The 1,975-nt window shown below is 34.1% G+C and carries 3 protein-coding genes; all 3 read right to left on the bottom strand.

Features of this window, described 5'->3' with window-relative positions; translation table 11 throughout:
* Window positions 1-871, bottom strand: an 871-nt coding sequence (locus E1171_RS02175) for an NmrA family NAD(P)-binding protein (RefSeq protein WP_187696197.1), incomplete at its 3' end; no start/stop codon positions are given.
* A gap of 62 nt (window positions 872-933) precedes the next feature.
* The gene (locus tag E1171_RS02180) at window positions 934-1,344 is read right to left on the bottom strand and encodes an Rrf2 family transcriptional regulator (RefSeq protein ID WP_155203638.1); all 411 of its coding nucleotides are present in this window, start codon (window positions 1,342-1,344) and stop codon (window positions 934-936) included.
* 170 nt (window positions 1,345-1,514) lie between these two features.
* The coding region (locus E1171_RS02185) for a hypothetical protein (protein ID WP_222931341.1) at window positions 1,515-1,975 on the bottom strand (461 nt) is incomplete at its 5' end.

Raw genomic sequence — 1,975 nt, forward strand, 5'->3', positions numbered from 1 at the left:
TATAGATTACCTTAAAAACCTGAGCAAAATCCTTTATTCCAGATTTTAGCTTTACATGCTTGGTGTCTGAAGTATAAAGTTCACCTTCATTTAAAGCTTTACACAGGTCGGCTAAGTTTTCGGCTGCACTTTCCTTAAAAATTCCACTATCTGTCATGGCTTTTATTGCATCCTGATAGGGGAATTGAATGTATTTTAAGGGTTTACCGATTGCTTCAGAAATTTTCTCAGAAATTTGGGAGGAAGTAACTTGTTCAGGTCCCCGGAGTTCAATTTGATTCTTATCGTTGAAATCTAATTCCAGTAGTCGATTTGCAGCATATTCTCCAATATCTTGAGTCGTAACAGGTGCAAAGGATACATTGCCCTCTAACATTGAACCAAAAATTCCTTGATTGACAATAGGTAGGTTTGCTAAGAAATTCTCCAGGAAGTACGTTGGGCGTAAATGAAGTACATGTAGGTTTTTAATAGCATTCAACCGATTTTCTACCTGTTCAACTCCGGCGAGCAAGCGAAATTTATCAGGGTTTTCAACCCCTGATGAACTCAAGTTGACAACATGTTTCAAATTACTCTGTTCTATTGCATCACCAATGATATTTGCAACTGTTTTTTGGGTTTCAGAATGGTCTTCAGCATCATAAAACGGTGGCGTCATAACAAAAGCGGCGTCTATATCTTTTAAGGCATCCTTCAGAAAAACAGGATGATTTATATCCCCAGAAATTATTGTGGCACCTAATGCTTCGAGTTCCTTTAACTTTTCAGGATTTCTTCCAACCACATTTACGGCTTTTCCTGCCTTTAATAAATTTGTAGCTACCACTTTACCAATATTCCCTGTGGCACCAAATACTAGATAATTCATTTGCTCCATAGTTTTTAATAATTAATTGTTATAATTTTTGTAACAGTATTATATAAAAAAAATTAAATGAACTGGTTAAGAAATTTTTTTAAAGTGATTTGATGAAAGCGTTGATTAATAAGACCGTCTGCTTCTTCGTAAAGATTTGAAAGGTTCTTATTGATATTTTTGCCAATCGGACAAGCCACAAGGGGGTTGTTTTTATTTAACCCCAGTAAATATTCATCTTTAACTACTTCATAAATGTGCCCTAGTGTGATCTTATCAGCGGGCCGAGCTAAACGACTACCTCCGCCTTTACCTTCTTTGCTTTCGACCAGGCCTTTTTCTTTCAGACCAATTAGTTCTCTTCGGACAATTCCTGGGTTTACATCAATAGATTGGGCCATGTACGATGAACTCAACCACTGATTTTCTTCAATAGCCATTAAAAGCATCATGTGTACCGAAATTGCAAACCTGGCATTGGCCATACTGTAACTTTATTGTTAACAGTACAAAGGTAGAAAATCTTTTTGATGATACCAGGTTTAAATAAAATAAATTGTGGTTTGTTTTATAGGGGGTTGACTTTAGAAGTTCATAAATTGAAACTTGACTTATAATATTTAATTAAATGCTTCTACTATAATACAACTGTCCTCTATTTCTTTTCCAATATATATCGATCTCCGCATTTATTTGTCAGAATTAATAATTGATTGGAAATCTGATATTTCCAATCTCCTGCCAGAATTAGTGTCCAATCAAAATCTGCATTCCAATTACAGAAATTTTCAAATTGTATTTTATTTCCTTCTAGAAAATAGGTTCCTCTGCATATGGCAGGAAACTTATCTTTATTGCTATTCCCTGTAAATTCTTTATTCAGGAGCTCTAAATTCACTTTTATTTGTTCTTTGTCTCGTTCAAAAATTCCATGATAAGCTCCGGCAATAGAATGTTTTTCCTCAATTAAATTTTTTTTCTGGCAACTGCTAATTGTTAAAACCATAGTTAAAAAAAGTGGAATAGTATTCTTCATTTCTTCTTCAAAAAATATGATTTGTAAAAAAAGCAGAAGTATGTCTTTATTAGACCACTTCAGTTGTACTCCTACTTTTT

The sequence above is a fragment of the Xanthovirga aplysinae genome, from assembly GCF_009711365.1.
Classification (GTDB): domain Bacteria; phylum Bacteroidota; class Bacteroidia; order Cytophagales; family Cyclobacteriaceae; genus Xanthovirga; species Xanthovirga aplysinae.

Excerpts from the sequence above, each read along its gene's own strand:
- E1171_RS02180 (WP_155203638.1), bottom strand. The coding sequence starts at position 1,344 with ATGGCCAATGCCAGGTTTGCAATTTCGGTACACATGATGCTTTTAATG.